Genomic DNA, 13,846 nt, shown 5'->3' with positions numbered 1-13,846 from the left:
CCGATCCGGAAACGTCGCTCGGCAGCATCTCGATCGCCACCCTACGGCACCCGATGGCTAAGGAGCCAACCTGATGGCCAACGAGACAGTCAACGCGGAGACCATCGAGACCCGCCCGCAGGAGAACCGGAAACGGTGGATCGCCCACTGGGAGCCGGAGGACCCCACCTTCTGGCGCACGGTCGGCCGGCCGGTGGCCCGGCGTAACCTCATCTTCTCCATCTTCGCCGAACACATCGGCTTCTCGGTGTGGCTGCTCTGGAGCATCGTGGTGGTCCGGCTGAGCAGCGCCGGGTGGGACCTCAGCGTCAGCCAGACGCTCTGGCTGACCGCCGTACCCAGCGGCGTCGGGGCGTTCCTGCGGCTGCCGTACACCTTCGCGGTGCCGATCTTCGGTGGCCGGAACTGGACAGTCGTCTCCGCCCTGCTGCTGATCATCCCGTCCGCCGGTCTCGCCTGGGCGGTCAACAATCCAGAAATCGGGTACGGCGCACTTTTGGTGATCGCCGCGACAGCCGGATTCGGCGGCGGAAACTTCGCGTCCAGCATGGCCAACATCTCGTTCTTCTACCCGGAACGCGAAAAGGGCTGGGCGCTCGGTCTGAACGCCGCCGGCGGTAACATCGGCGTCGCGGTGGTGCAGTTCCTGGTGCCGAAGGTGATCGTGCTCGGCGGCGGGCTGGCGTTGTCCCGGGCCGGCCTGATGTACATCCCGCTGGCCGTCATCGCGGCCGTCTGCGCCTACCTCTACATGGACAACCTGGTCGAGGCCAAAGCGGACGTCGAACCGGTCTGGTCGTCGCTGCGCCACCCCGACACCTGGATCATGTCGCTGCTCTACATTGGCACGTTCGGCTCGTTCATCGGCTACTCGGCGGCGTTCCCGACCCTGCTCAACGCGGTGTTCAACCGGCCGGACATCGCGCTCGGCTGGGCGTTCCTCGGCGCCGGGATCGGCTCGGTCGCCCGGCCGCTCGGCGGTCGGCTCTCCGACCGGATGGGCGGTGCCCGGGTGACCGCGGCCAGCTTCGTCGCCCTCGCCGTCGGCGCCTACGCGGCCCTGTGGGCGGTGCAGCAGCAGAACCTGGGCGCCTTCTTCGTCAGCTTCATGGTGCTGTTCGTCGCCACCGGCGTCGGCAACGGGTCGACGTACCGGATGATCTCGAAGATCTTCCGGGTGAAGGGCGAGGACCGGGGCGGCTCCCCGGAGACGATGCTGCGGATGCGCCGGGAGGCGGCCGGCGCGCTCGGCATCATCTCGTCGGTCGGCGCGTTCGGCGGCTTCCTGGTGCCGATCTGTTACGCCTGGGCCAAGTCGACGTACGGCAACATCGAGCCGGCGCTGCGCTTCTACGTCGTGCTGTTCGTGGTGATGCTGGCCGTCACCTGGTTCGCCTATCTGCGGCGGGGTTCCCGGATGGCGCAGGCCGGCGTCTAGGATCGGCCGTTGTGCGCGTACTTCTCATCGGTAGTGGCGGACGCGAGCACGCGCTCGCGTCCAGCCTGGCCGCCGACCCCGCCGTCGACCAGTTGATCGCCGCTCCGGGCAATCCGGGCATCGCGGCGGTGGCCGAGCTGCGCCCGGTCACCGCCACCGACCCGCAGGCGGTCGCCGCGCTCGCCGTCGAGGTGGCGGCCGACCTGGTCGTGGTCGGCCCGGAGGCGCCGCTGGTCGCCGGGGTCGCCGACGCGGTACGCGCCAAGGGCATCGCCTGCTTCGGGCCGTCCGGCGCGGCCGCCGTCCTGGAAGGCTCCAAGAGCTTCGCCAAGGACGTGATGGCAGCCGCCGGGGTGCCGACCGCCCGCGCCGTGACCTGCCGGAGCGCCGACGAGGTGGCCGCCGCGCTGGACGCCTTCGGCACCCCGTACGTGGTGAAGAACGACGGGCTGGCGGCCGGCAAGGGGGTGGTGGTGACCGACGACCGGGCCGCCGCCGTCGCCCACGCCGAATCCTGCGGGCAGGTGGTGGTCGAGGAGTACCTGGCCGGGCCGGAGGTGTCGTTGTTCGTCGTCACCGACGGCTCGGCGGCGGTGCCGCTGCTGCCCGCCCAGGACTTCAAGCGGGTGGGCGTCGGCGACACCGGCCCGAACACCGGCGGCATGGGTGCGTACGCGCCGCTGCCGTGGGCGCCGCCGGACCTGGTCAACCAGGTGATGGCCGAGGTAGTGCACCCGACGCTGGCCGAGATGCGCCTCCGGGGCACCCCGTTCGCCGGGCTGCTCTACGTCGGGCTGGCGGTCACCGCCGCCGGCCCCCGGGTGATCGAGTTCAACGCCCGGTTCGGTGACCCGGAGACCCAGGTGGTGCTGGCGCTGCTGGAGACCCCGCTGGCCGGCCTGCTGCACGCGGCGGCGACCGGCACGCTCGCCGACCACCCGCCGCTGCGCTGGCGGGACGGGGCAGCGGTGACCGTGGTACTCGCGTCGGCCGGCTACCCGGTGGCGGCCCGCACCGGCGACGTGATCACCGGTGCCGGGCAGGCCGGGATCAGCCACGCCGGCACCGCCCGCGACGCCACGGGGCAGCTCGTCTCGGCCGGTGGCCGGGTGCTCAGCGCCACCGGAGTCGGCGCCGACCTGACCGGCGCGCGGGACGCCGCGTACCGGCTGCTGGCCGGGGTCGACCTGCCCGGCGGGCACTTCCGGGCGGACATCGCCCTGGCCGCAGCCGAGGGCCGGATCACCCTGCCCTGACCCGGGGTCCGGATCACCCCGTGCCGGCCGCCTACCGGCCCGCCCGGCGGGTACGCCCCGGCGCATGGGGACGAGCTACCAGGACGTACTGGACAGCCTGAACGAGCTGGACTTTCCCGCCGACAAGGAACAGATCGTCGCGGAGGCGCGGCGGGTCGGCGCCAGCCCCGGCGTGGTACGCGCGTTGCGCGGCCTGCCGCCGGTCGAGTACGCCAACCGCACGGAAGCGGCCCGCTCGGCGCACATCGACGCCGCGCCGGAGCAGGACCCGGCCCAGCGGGCGGCGCGGGCGCGGTTCCGGGACCACCAGCGGGTGGCCCAGCATCTGCGCCAGCCCTGAGCGCCGGGCGTCCACCGGGCCCCGGCCGGGTCAGCTGCCCGGCGGCCGGGGCAGGTCCCGGGTGACCACCTTGCCGGCGGCGTTGCGCGGCAGCGCCGACAGGAAGATCACATGCCGGGGTACGGCGAACCGGGCGCGGTAGCGGCGCACGTACTCCCGGACCGCCTCGGCGTCGAGCGTCTCCTCCGGATGCAGCACCAGGTACGCGGCGAGCCGCTGGCCGTACTCCGCGTCCGGTAGGCCGACCACCGCGGCCTCGCGTACCTGCGGTAGCTGGGCCAGCAGGTCGGCGACGTCGGACGGGAAGACGTTCTCCCCGCCGGAGACGATCATGTCGTCGGCCCGGCCGCCGACGAAGAGCAGCCCGTCGGCGTCGACGTGGCCGAGGTCGCCGGTGCCGAGCAGCCCGTGCCGGCGGTCGGCGGTACCGTCGTCGCTGGTGGTGTAGCCGTCGAAGAGCAGCTCGTTACCGACGAAGATCTGCCCGACCTGTCCGGTCGGCACCGGTTCGCCATCCGGCCCGAGCACCGCCAGCCGGGTGCCGTACGGCGGCCGGCCGGCCGTGTTCGGTGCCCGGCGCAGGTCGGCCGGGGTGGCGATGGCCGCCCAGGAGACCTCGGTCGACCCGTACAGGTTGTAGAGCACGTCGCCGTACCGGTCCATGAACCGGGTGGCGATGCCGCCGCCGAGCGCCGAACCGCTGACCGCGACCACCCGCAGCCCGGTCGGCTGCCGCTGCGGTGCGGGTACGTCGTGCAGCAGCCGTTGCAGCATCACCGGTACGGCGAACAGCGCGGTGCAGTCGTGCCGGTCGACGGCGGCCAGCGCGGCGGCCGGCTCGAAGCGTCGGTGCAGCACCACCGTGGCCCGCAGCGCGAACGCGATCTGCAGGGCGGCGTACCCCCAGGTGTGGAAGACCGGTGTGGCGATCATGATCCGGTCGTGGACCCGCAGCGGGATCCGGTCGATGATCGACGCCAGCGGTCCGAAGCCGGTCGGAGTGCGTCGCCGGGCACCCTTCGGGGTGCCGGTGGTGCCCGAGGTGAGCACGATGGTGCGGCCGTCGCGGCGCGGCGGCTCCAGCCGGATGTCCGTCGGTGCGTCGCGCAGCAGCTGCGCCGCCCGGGTCTCGTCGACTCGGACCACCCCGGTGTCGACCTCGACCACCTGTTCGCCGAACTCGCGGTCGTGCAGCAGCACCCGCAGCCGCTGTTCGTCGGCGACGGCGGCGAGCTGCGGCCCGGCCAGCCCGGTGTGCAGCAGTACGGTGTCCGCGCCGAGTAGCCCGGCGGCGACCATCGCGGCCACCATGTCTGGGTGGTTGCGGCAGAGCAGGCCGATCCGGTCACCGGCGGAAACATCCAGTGCGGTACGTAGCGCGCCGGCCAGCCGCTCGGCGCGGTCCAGCAGCTCCCGGTAGGTCAGCTGTTGTTCGCCGTCGTCGATCAGCGCGACCCGGTTCGGGTCGCGGGCGGCGGCCTGGCGCAGTTCGCCGACGAGGGTGAACCCCCAGCGGCGCAGCGCGGCGAGTTGGGCGACGGTCCGCACCGGCGAGCCAGGGGTGAGCACCCCGCGTCGGGTCAGCGTGGAAATCAGGAACGGCAGGTCCACCGGCACAAACACCCCCAGCTGCGGGCGTGACCGGTCGGAGGGATGGTCGACCCCGCTGATAAAGGACACGTATCAGGCGGGGCTACGGATCGGCGGTCAGCTCTTGGGGATGTCGAACAGGTTGGGGATCTGGGCGGCGAGTCCGAGATCGCCCTTTGCCTTGAGTTTGCCGGTCATGAACATCATCATCGGGTTCCCGGTGCCGGCGACGACCTTGAGGAAGTCGACCGGCCCGAGGGTCAGGCTCAGCCGCGGTTCGCGCTCGGCGGTCGGGGAGACCACGCAGGTGCCGTTGTCGACGACGATCTCGTAGGTGTCGGTGCCGCCGTCCGGACGGCCGGTGATGTTCCAGTGGATCACCGCGCTGGTGGCGCCGGCCTTCTCCGGACGGAACAGGGTGGGCATCCGGTTGAACACCTCGTCGAGGACCTTGCCGCGCAGGTCGCCCTGCATCACCTCGGCGATCTTGGAATCCGGGGTGGTCTTGACCAGCTTGCTGAACTCCTTGGCGTCGATGGACGCGAAGTTGGCCGGGTCGAACTCGGTCATCGCATACCCTCCAGATCGGAACGTCGGGCCTACTTTAGCGTAATGTTACGCGTCGGTAGGTTTGGCCGGTGGCCTTGACGCAGATCGGGCAGGTCAGCGCGCCAGCGGCTGGTCGGTCACACCGAGCAGCGATCGGCTGCAGACTCTCGGCCTGCGTCTGACGCATCCGATGAGGAGCAGGCTGCCGGATTCGCCGCTGATCAAGGGGATCGGACGAGCGGGTCCCGGGTATGAACCTACGGGGAGGTGGTCGGGCCGGTATCTGCGGCGCCTCTGCGGTGTCTTGACCGCCCGTAGAGTCCGGCCCGCTCAGTCCTCGCCTCGGTAGACGCAGCCGGAGGTGCAGGTTTCCCGAACCGCCACCGCCGACAACGGCAACTGACCGGCAAGTCGCTGCCAGATCCATCGGGCCAGCACTTCGCTCGTCGGATTCTCCAGTCCGGCGATTTCGTTGAGGTAGTGGTGGTCGAGTTGGTCGCGGACCGGTGCGAACGCCTGCTTGAGGTCGCCGAAGTCGATCACCCAACCGGTTCGCGCTCCGACCTGGCCACTGACGTGCACGGTGACCCGGTACGAATGTCCGTGCAGGCGGGCGCACTTGTGGCCTTCGGGTACGTGCGGCAGCCGGTGCGCGGCCTCGAAGGTGAACTCCCGGAAGATCTCCATCAGGCAATCCCAATGTATTTGTGAGTCTGTAAACTCAGACGCCACTGTGGATTCTCTAGGCAGTACCGCACCGCAGCCGCAGTATTGGCGACTCGATCCGGCCCGTCCATCGGCTGCAGCAGAAAATGGCCGAAGTCGAGGTGCTCGAAGCGAGCCGGGTCGGCCTCTGGCTGGGGAAAGACCAGCTTCAAGTCGTCACCTCGGGTGAGTACGACATTCGCGCCGGCCTTGGGACTGACACAGATCCAGTCGATGCCCGCAGGTGCGGGCAGAGTGCCGTTGGTCTCGACCGCGACCTCGAAGCCTGCTTCGTGCAGGGCGGTCACAGCCGTCTCGTCCAGCTGCAACAGTGGTTCGCCGCCGGTGCACACCACATACCGTCGGCTGCGGGGGTGTGCCCGCCCTTGCCAAGCCTCGGCGACGGCGGCGGCCAGCTCGGCGGCGGACGAGAACCGCCCGCCCCCAATGCCGTCGGTGCCGACGAAGTCAGTATCGCAGAATTGGCAGATCGCACGATGTCGATCACGTTCTCGCCCGGTCCAGAGGTTGCAACTGGTGAAGCGGCAAAAGACTGCGGGGCGACCGGCATGCGTACCCTCGCCCTGGAGTGTGTAAAAGATCTCCTTGACCCGGTACACGCCGATCATCCGTCGCCGGAGATGGCAGGGTCGATCATGCCGAGCTCGGCGAAACCGCGTTGACGGAGCAGGCAGGAGTCGCAGCTGCCGCAGGCCCGGTCGTCGATCGGGTCGTAGCAGCTGTGTGTCCAGGCGAAGTCGACACCCAGCTCCAGGCCCCGCTGGATGATTGCGGCCTTGGTCAGCCGGATCAGCGGGGTGTGGATGCGCAACCGCTGTTGCCCCTCGACGCCGGCCTTGGTGGCAAGATTGGCCATCGCCTCGTATGCAGCGATGTACTCCGGGCGGCAGTCCGGGTAGCCGCTGTAGTCCAGTGCGTTCACCCCGATGAATACGTCTGAGGCGTTGAGGGTCTCAGCCCAGGCCAGCGCGAACGACAGGAAGATCGTGTTGCGTGCCGGTACGTAAGTGACCGGGATGGTGTCGTCCATCTCGTCGGTGTTGGTGCGGTGCGGTACCGCGAGCGTGTCGTCGGTCAGTGCCGACCCGCCGAAGGCCCGCAGATCGATGTCGGCGACGATGTGTTGGGCTGCGCCGAGTGCCTTCGTCACGCGGGCGGCGGCGTCCAGTTCGACGGTGTGTCGCTGCCCGTACCGGAAGCTGAGCGTGTGGGCCCGGTAGCCCTCGTGTATCGCGATCGCGAGCGCCGTCGTGGAGTCGAGGCCGCCGCTGAGCAGCACCACGGCATTGCGCGTCCCTGTCGGCACGTGCTCCGTCACCTTCCACCCTCGTCCATCGGCACAGGTCTAGCCAGCTGGCAAGCATACCCAGCGTGCCGCCGGAGCCCCGATCAGGGCCAGCGTTCCGGCGGGGAGCGGAGTCCTCGTATCGGTCCATTCGAGTGGGGTGTTGTGCCGTTGATGACCAAGGGAATCCCCGTTCCTTCAGAGGGCGGGGAGGAAGTCAAGCGTTGTGGGCGCTCAGGAAGGCCCTGCATCAGGCGGCCGTGGCTCAGCGCTGGTAGGTGCTTGACGCCGCCAGCGCGATCCCGCCGCGGACGTTGAAGTCAACAGTGACCTTGAGAAAGATGGGATTGAGTGCGGCTACCAGATCATCACGCATCTTCGTGGCCAGGTGCTCGTGGAAGATGCCTTCATCCCGGAAGGTCTCCAGGTAGAGCTTGAGGCTCTTGGTCTCCACACCCCGGTCACCCGGGCGGTAGTCGATCCGGATGGTCGCCCAGTCCGGCTGCCCCGTGATGGGGCAGCGGCAGGTGAACTCCCGGCAGTCGATCGTTATCTCCTGCGAGCTGTCCGTGATCGGAAAGGTATCGAGTGTCCCGTCAGGCTTGGCCTGCGCCTGCCCGAGCTTAGTCAGCGCCATGGTCCGATCATAGGCTCTGCCCGTAATGCGCCCAGTTTGTCCCTAACCTTGACCGCCGCGTTCAGCATGTCCGGTACGTCCACTGGCTCGATTGACAGCAGAGAGTAGTGAGTTCACACCGCCTCGTCGAAGGTGGCCCGCTTGGTCGACCGGCAAGTGGAACACGTCCGGGAGATCGTGTCGTACGGTGCCTCCTCACTGCTGGTGACCAGAAGCCACCCGCACCCGAGGTTATGATCTTGCTAGTTTCGAAACCGGGTGGCAGCGTCACGTACCGTGGTGCTGTATGGAGATGGAGGTTGCTTGGCCCTCCGGTGCCGGCTTGCGGAAGCACGCTTCAAACCACCACGAGAGGCGTTGGCTGAAGACCGTCGTCCTGAGCGTGATTGGAAAGGGCGCGGCCGGGATCGCGTCAGGGTATGGACCGGGAAGATGAGTGATGAACGTCGAGTTCTCCGCCGTTAACGTGTCGGAACTCAGCCAGACGACATCAGAACCGAGGTCGGAGGTGATTCTCGGGATGAGCCTGGGGGATACCCGCTCACTTCCCCGGTCCGCTCTGGGCGGTGGAGATCCCGAAGAGGGGTGGTACCAGGATTCTGGGCATGCCCAACGCGGCCGGCCGGGTGGCGCAGACCGCTGCGGTACTGGCGCTGGAGCCCGACGGAACTTTGACCTGTCGGAGCAGGAGAACCCCGCAGGGTGGTCCGAGCTTTCCGTTGATTACCATCGTCTTCCTGCACTATGGATCGATCAATGACGCAATCTGCGGGCGACGACCGAGTCGACGAGATCGAGCAGGCCATCGTGAAGAGTCGGCGCTACCAGACGGTGGCTCCAGCCACGGTGCGACGTCTGGCCAGAGCCGCTCTCGTCGCGGCTCGGGGCGATGTTCCCGATGCGGTGAAACGCACCAAGCGCGGGCTACATGAGATTTACGGTGCGTTTCTACCGCCCAAGCCGCCCAACTACGCAGCGTTACTCGGGCAGGTCGAATCTGCCGTTGACGCCGGAGACGACGAAGCGGTACAGGAAGCCCTCCGACGTGCGATGTCGGTGCATCTATCCACCCGGGAGCGGCTGCCACACCTGGCGGGGTTCTACCAAAAAGTCTTCCGTGACCTGCCCGAGCCGAATACGGTGCGTGAGTTAGCCTGCGGCCTCAGCCCGCTGGCTGTGCCGTGGATGGGTCTACCCGAGCAGGCCGTGTACGTCGCGTCCGACATCGACGCCCGCCTGATCGACTTCGTGGGTTCCGTGCTGACGAGATTGGGTGTCCAACACCGGGTGGGGGTGGCTGACATCCTTGAGGATCGGGTTGACGAGCCGACCGATGTCACGCTACTGCTGAAGACGTTGCCTTGCCTGGAAACTCAGCGCCGGGGATCCGGTTGGGAGGCGATCGACCTCGTCAACTCGCCGATTATCGTGGTAACCTTCCCGACCAGATCTCTCGGTCAGCGATCGAAAGGGATGTTCCAGACCTATTCGCGGGGCTTTGAGTCGCAGGTCCGGGAGCGGTCATACAGCTTTCGGCAACTGGAGATTGGCAACGAGCTGGTCTACGTCATTCAAAAGTAGCTTTCGTCGATCGTTCAAGAGAACTGGCTGGCGTCGATTAGCTTGTGCTAGATCTGACCGTTGATCGTAGGCCGAGTCGCGTCCCGGATTCTGGGCGTGCCGTACGTACTCACCGTGGACTGCTCCCGACTCTCGGGCTACTCGGTACGGAGCGAAACGGGCGGAGAGGCGGAGTCGCGGCTCTGGGCGGACTGAGACCACCTGGCCTCACCCCTTGTGGATCGCTACCAGCTCCTCCGATGCCAGGCTGGCTCGTGAGAAGCGCCAACCCCGACCGCGGGCCAGCTCGGAGAGCTCCTCGACGTGTCGAGACACGAAGACCGCAGCTCGACCGTTCATGGCCCGGGTGGGGAACGAAACCACTACGTCGCGGCAGTGCAGCCGGTCGATCAGCGCCTGCCCGGCACCCGTACGGCGTCCCTCCATGCAGTGGTACGTCTTGAGTAGTAGCGCCAGGTCGGCGCTCACCGGCCGGCCGTCGGCGAGCACATCCTCGTGCCGGATCTCGCACTCGGGGTATGCCCGCCCAAGAAACGCGTTACCCAACGCGACGAACAACGCGTTGAAGTCGTAGCCGACGTACTGGGCATCGCTGACCTGCCGCAGCCAGGGCAGCGTGAACGGGTTCAGCGCGCACGCGATGTCCGCTACCGTCCGTGGTGGCGGTACCAGTCCGAACAGGACGGGATAGAAGTCGTCGAGGTCGGGCAGACGCTCGGCGGTGGAGAAGTGGCCACCCAGCATCTGCCGGCACCAGTCCCGCCGGACCTGCGGATCGTCGAGATCGGCTCGGTCGATCGCCCGTCGTAGCGCCGGTGGCCGAGCGGTGAGCAGATGCAACGCAGCCACTTTGTGCAACCGGGCCCGGACCCGGCGTTCCAGCTCGGCCGCGTCGCCGGTGCCCCGCCCTTCCCGCCGTACCAGGTCGACAATCGTCTCCGGGTGGATGTCGCGGTACTTGGCGGCCGAGGTGAGCCGGGCGATCACCTTGTGAACGGCGGGAGGCTCGGCCGTTCGTGCTGATGACGCGGCGACGCCCGGCGGGTGGGCATCTGCTGGGCCCGGCGGGTGGGCACCTGCTGGTCGCAGGCGGGCCAGTGGTTGATCGTCGTCCGGTGCCTGGTCCGGTGGTGGAGGTGTGATCACCGGCCGGTCATCCCCGCCCGCCCGGCTCGCGTGCGGCGGATCCGGCCAGTTGGCCGGACCGGATCATCTCCAGCAGGCGGGTGTAGAAGCGAAGGTTGTGCAGGGTGGCGAGCCGGTCCGCCAGTCCGTCCTTCACCCGGAACAGGTGGTGCAGATAGCTGCGGCTGTACCTCTGGCAGGTCGGACAGTCGCAGGTCGGGCAGATTGGCTGGTCCTTGCGGGAATTCTCCTCGTCGAGGATGTAGATGTTCTGGTAGAAGCTCCGATCCGGAGTGAGCTGCCGGCTGGCGATATCAGGTTCGAACGCGTAAAGGCGGCCGTGCCGGGCATCGCGGGTCGGGATCGTGCAGTCGAAGACCCATCGGGTGTCGAGCTCGCAGAGGGCGACCAGATGCTCGGGCCGGCCGACTCCGAGGGCGAACAGCGGCGCGTCGGGCGGAGTGATCCGGGCGAGCAGGGCGAACATGTCGCGCTCCAACTCGCCAGCGGAGTTCAGCGGCCAGCCGCCGAATCCGAACCCCTGCGCCCCGGACTCGACGAGGGCGTCGACGCAGCGTTGGCGCAGCGTCGGATCGGTACCGCCTTGGACCACCCCGACCAAAAGGGGTGGCTCCGATGTCCGGCGCTGCCGACACTGGAGGTCGTACGCCTGTCGGGCCTGCCGGAACCAGCGGATCGTGCGCTCGGTGGAAGCGAGCTGCTGAGCCGGGGAGTCTTCCGGGCCGGTGCAGTCATCGAGGGCGATCACCACGTCGGATCGGAGGCCGAACTGCCATTCGATGACCTTCTCGGGAGTGAGCACGATCTTCTTCGTATCTGGCGACTCTTGAAAAGTCACCCCGTTCGATCGGATTGACCCGATTTGACCCCGTTTGCGGATAAGGGAGAGTATCTGAAACCCGCCGGAATCAGAGACGATCACACCGTCCCAGGCCATGAAGTGGTGTAGCCCGCCGGCCCGTCGGACGGCCTGGAGTCCGGGGCGCTGGGCCAGGTGCATGGCGTTCACCATCACCGCCTGAATCCCCACTGTCGCCAGGTCACGGCTGTCGACCGCGCGGACCGAGGCCCGCGTGCCGTCGGGCAGGAAGGTCGGCAGGACGATCGAACCGTGAACGGTCTCCAGCCGGTGCCCGGCCTGCAATCGGTGCCCAGCGGGAGCGGCAGGGTCTGCGGAGATCATCAGGTCGCAGCTCCTCGATGGCGGCAGACGGCTTCCCCACGATACGCCACCTGCCGGACGCCATCTCAGCCGCCGCCTGGACTGGCGGCCGGCTGGTAGGTCTTGACCGGGCTGTTTCTTGCCGGACATGCACCGGTCCTTGTCGGACATGCGCGTGCGGGGGCTCGTACGCGCTACCACTGTCCGGCGGCTTTCTCCTGGCCAGCCGTACGGTGAATCCCGCTGGACAGCATTTCCTTCTGGTCCGATCATGGACTGGCGTTCCGGCCGTCAGATGGCAGCCGGGCTCAACCGACTCCATCACCCTGATGTGCAGGTGAGACGTGCCGATCTGGGGTCGAATCGTGCTACTGGCGGCCGGTGAGCCGTACAAGAAGGTCATCGGTGTCGACTTCTCGCCTACCTTCATCCAGCAGGCCGAGGATAATCTGCGTCGCTACACCGGGCCGCTGAAGGCCGCCGAGGTCGAGTTGCTCGCTATCGATGCCGCTGACTTCGTCGCGCCTGTCGAGAATCTGGTCGTGTACCTGTTCTCGCCATTCGGGCCGCCGGTCTTCACGACAGTGATGAACAACCTGGTCTCGGCGGCACGGCGAAATCAGAAGAAGATCACGGTCATCTACTACTCGCCGGACTACGACGATCTTGTCAAGGAAGCCGGATTCACCCTCGTCGGCCATGACAAGGGCGACCATTGGCCGTGGAGCATCTACTCAGTCGGCGGCTGATACGAAAGTGCCTGCGGCGGGTGAACGTCGCCAGCCCGTCCCGTTCCTGGGCCGAGTTGTCCGCCGGCGGCGAACCGCAGCGCGGCGCCAACCAGGATCGCCAGAAGGCCGCTGACAACGAGCGGGCCCAACGTGCGCCCGGTGACCGGAAGGCCGTCCTCCGATGTGCCGTCGCCGGGTTCGTCGGTTACCGGCGGTCCTTCCCCGACGTACCGGAAAGCGATCTCGTTGGAGGTACCGGCCGGGGTGCTGACGGAAATCGTCGTCGCGCCGGCCTCGCAGGCGGGGGTCGGGAAGGTCAACACGTTGAACGCGCCGCCGACCGTGACGACCGCCGGCCCGAGCGTCCGGCCGCAGACTGTCACCCGGGTCTGCCCGGGTACGAAGCCAGTACCGCTGACCGTCGCCGTGGTGCCGCCGACGGTGGTTCCCTCACCGGGGTTCACCGAGTCGATCCAGGGCGTGGCATCGCTGCGATACGTGGAGTCGGTGAGGGTGTCGATGTCCGTAGGTCCTGGTGATGCCGGATCGGTCGACAGTGCTGGCCGCGCGCACGCCGCCTCGGCGACCGTCACCGTGCCGGCCGAAACCGTGACCGTGCCACCGGCCGTGTCGCCGGTGATCTCGAACGTCGCCGTGACGGCGGTGACGGCGGTGACGCGGGTGCCAAGCTCGCGGGTCTCGGTTCCGGTGACGCTCGCGGTCAGCTGCGCGCCGGTCAGCCCGGTCACCGGCAGCGACCGGCTCGACGTGATCGGTGACCCGTCGACGGGGAGACTGACGGCCGCACCGAAGACGGTCAGCCCGTCGAGCGTGGTCTCCGCCGCCCCACGTCGGTCCGGTCCACAGCTCACCGAGGCGGAGGCTGCGGTCACCGCCAGCGCCGGTACGCCGAAGACACTGACGGCCAGGCCGCTGACCGTGCCGGACCCGGTGCTGTGGTGCGGCCGTCTGGTGACGGACACCTCCTCGACCGTCCCGCTGGCCGACACGCCGACCGCCGTCGGTAGGGCGATGTCGACCGCGTTTTCACTGTCGGTGCCGAGCGTCGGCGGGGCGGTGGCGCTGCCGACGACGGCGTCCGCTTCGATCGCGGTGCTGCCGACAACGTCGGCGGCGAGGTCGAATCGGACGCCGACGGCGTGCCCGTCCCCTTCCGCCGCCGTGACCGGCCCGGACGCAGCCAGACTGGCGAGCGCTCCGGCCAGGGCTGCGACGGTGAGCATGGATGTATTGCGGCGTGTGGTGGTACGCACAGTTCCTCGTCTCGGACTTCGGCCTCACACCGCGCCAGGTGGGGATACGACTCGCACCGGCGGGCAGGAGCAGGAGTGGCGTGGCCGGAAGGATTCGGCAACGACAGGCTGAACGACAGAAAATGCGACCA

The 13,846-nt window shown here is 68.3% G+C and carries 14 protein-coding genes; 5 read left to right on the top strand and 9 right to left on the bottom strand.

Annotation, left to right across the window (positions count from 1 at the left end):
- The first annotated feature begins 73 nt into the window (after positions 1 to 73).
- The 3 genes from EDC02_RS35305 (at position 74) to EDC02_RS35295 (ending at position 3,034) form a co-directional block, all read left to right on the top strand.
- Complete coding sequence (locus tag EDC02_RS35305) at positions 74 to 1,438, top strand: NarK family nitrate/nitrite MFS transporter (RefSeq protein ID WP_123606464.1); 1,365 nt, start codon at positions 74 to 76, stop codon at positions 1,436 to 1,438.
- 11 nt (positions 1,439 to 1,449) lie between these two features.
- Positions 1,450 to 2,694, top strand: a complete 1,245-nt coding sequence (gene purD / locus EDC02_RS35300) for a phosphoribosylamine--glycine ligase (RefSeq protein WP_123606463.1) — start codon at positions 1,450 to 1,452, stop codon at positions 2,692 to 2,694.
- 64 nt (positions 2,695 to 2,758) lie between these two features.
- The gene (locus EDC02_RS35295; protein WP_123606462.1) at positions 2,759 to 3,034 is read left to right on the top strand and encodes a DUF2795 domain-containing protein; all 276 of its coding nucleotides are present in this window, start codon (positions 2,759 to 2,761) and stop codon (positions 3,032 to 3,034) included.
- A 30-nt stretch (positions 3,035 to 3,064) separates the two neighbouring features.
- Here EDC02_RS35295 and EDC02_RS35290 read toward each other — a convergent pair whose 3' ends face one another.
- The 6 genes from EDC02_RS35290 to queF all read right to left on the bottom strand — a co-directional run bounded on the left by EDC02_RS35290 (position 3,065) and on the right by queF (position 7,821).
- Positions 3,065 to 4,645 carry an AMP-binding protein gene (locus tag EDC02_RS35290; RefSeq protein WP_123607401.1) on the bottom strand — a complete coding sequence of 527 codons (1,581 nt, stop codon included), beginning with the start codon at positions 4,643 to 4,645 and terminating at the stop codon, positions 3,065 to 3,067.
- 96 nt (positions 4,646 to 4,741) lie between these two features.
- A complete protein-coding gene (locus EDC02_RS35285) occupies positions 4,742 to 5,194 on the bottom strand; it encodes an SCP2 sterol-binding domain-containing protein (protein WP_123606461.1) in 453 nt (150 codons plus the stop codon).
- Between the two features lie 309 nt (positions 5,195 to 5,503).
- A complete protein-coding gene (queD, locus tag EDC02_RS35280; RefSeq protein ID WP_123606460.1) occupies positions 5,504 to 5,860 on the bottom strand; it encodes a 6-carboxytetrahydropterin synthase QueD in 357 nt (118 codons plus the stop codon).
- Entirely contained in the window at positions 5,860 to 6,507 is a 648-nt protein-coding gene (gene queE, locus EDC02_RS35275; RefSeq protein WP_123606459.1) for a 7-carboxy-7-deazaguanine synthase, read from the bottom strand. The genes queD and queE overlap by 1 nt, the downstream gene beginning before the upstream one ends.
- Positions 6,504 to 7,205: a 7-cyano-7-deazaguanine synthase QueC gene (queC, locus tag EDC02_RS35270; RefSeq protein ID WP_123607400.1), complete on the bottom strand. Its 702-nt coding sequence runs from the start codon at positions 7,203 to 7,205 to the stop codon at positions 6,504 to 6,506. Before queC ends, queE begins: the two co-directional genes overlap by 4 nt.
- 244 nt (positions 7,206 to 7,449) lie before the next feature.
- Complete coding sequence (gene queF / locus EDC02_RS35265) at positions 7,450 to 7,821, bottom strand: preQ(1) synthase (protein ID WP_123606458.1); 372 nt, start codon at positions 7,819 to 7,821, stop codon at positions 7,450 to 7,452.
- 756 nt (positions 7,822 to 8,577) lie between these two features.
- Between queF and EDC02_RS35260 the strand changes: the two genes are divergently transcribed.
- A complete protein-coding gene (locus EDC02_RS35260; protein WP_199758033.1) occupies positions 8,578 to 9,402 on the top strand; it encodes an Rmt family 16S rRNA (guanine(1405)-N(7))-methyltransferase in 825 nt (274 codons plus the stop codon).
- Between the two features lie 207 nt (positions 9,403 to 9,609).
- Here EDC02_RS35260 and EDC02_RS35255 read toward each other — a convergent pair whose 3' ends face one another.
- Positions 9,610 to 10,389, bottom strand: coding sequence for a hypothetical protein (locus EDC02_RS35255; protein WP_158632421.1), 780 nt, complete (start codon positions 10,387 to 10,389; stop codon positions 9,610 to 9,612).
- 166 nt (positions 10,390 to 10,555) lie between these two features.
- Positions 10,556 to 11,731: a tRNA guanosine(34) transglycosylase Tgt gene (locus EDC02_RS35250; protein ID WP_158632420.1), complete on the bottom strand. Its 1,176-nt coding sequence runs from the start codon at positions 11,729 to 11,731 to the stop codon at positions 10,556 to 10,558.
- A 323-nt stretch (positions 11,732 to 12,054) separates the two neighbouring features.
- Here EDC02_RS35250 and EDC02_RS35245 point away from each other — a divergent pair, with 323 nt between their 5' ends.
- Positions 12,055 to 12,459 (top strand): class I SAM-dependent methyltransferase, encoded by a 405-nt coding sequence (locus tag EDC02_RS35245; RefSeq protein WP_123606454.1) that lies wholly within the window; start codon positions 12,055 to 12,057, stop codon positions 12,457 to 12,459.
- On the opposite strand, the gene EDC02_RS35240 is transcribed toward EDC02_RS35245, so the two are convergent.
- Positions 12,441 to 13,685, bottom strand: a complete 1,245-nt coding sequence (locus EDC02_RS35240; RefSeq protein WP_123606453.1) for an IPT/TIG domain-containing protein — start codon at positions 13,683 to 13,685, stop codon at positions 12,441 to 12,443. The two genes, EDC02_RS35245 and EDC02_RS35240, sit on opposite strands and share 19 nt — an antisense overlap.
- Positions 13,686 to 13,846: the final 161 nt, after the last annotated feature.

It is taken from the genome of Micromonospora sp. Llam0 (assembly GCF_003751085.1).
Classification (GTDB): Bacteria; Actinomycetota; Actinomycetes; order Mycobacteriales; family Micromonosporaceae; genus Micromonospora_E.
The sequence above is the reverse complement of the archived record's forward strand: the minus strand, read 5'-3'. Positions and strand labels throughout refer to the sequence as shown.